The sequence below is a fragment of the Vibrio ichthyoenteri ATCC 700023 genome, from assembly GCF_000222605.1.
GTDB lineage: Bacteria > Pseudomonadota > Gammaproteobacteria > Enterobacterales > Vibrionaceae > Vibrio > Vibrio ichthyoenteri.
This window is the reverse complement of the sequence record NZ_AFWF01000298.1, coordinates 1-261: the sequence shown is the minus strand read 5'-3', so window position 1 is coordinate 261 and position 261 is coordinate 1. Positions and strand designations below refer to the sequence as shown.

Annotated in this window: 1 protein-coding gene; it reads right to left on the bottom strand. The window is 33.7% G+C overall.

The features are described 5' to 3' along the window. The coding region (locus RH85_RS23355) for a hypothetical protein (protein WP_206536053.1) at positions 1-239 on the bottom strand (239 nt) is incomplete at its 3' end. Positions 240-261 lie beyond the last annotated feature (22 nt).

Below are 261 nucleotides of genomic sequence, written 5' to 3'. Positions count from 1 at the left end.
GTCTTGAAAAACACCGCAACATAGGCTTTGACTTCATTTCCATTATCACTTCTCTCAATCAAATCTAGTTGTTTTTTTAATATCTCGCTATCAATGGTTTGAGTGTAATAATGGCAAAAAGAGGTTTCTTTAGTTTTAGGGTTATGGAAAATAACTGCAGTACAATCGGCGAGAGATGTTGTAAGAATGTAGTCACATTTATATTTGAATTTAGGTGAAAAATGAACAATGTTGTTCATCGCACTAACCATAATCGTTGCG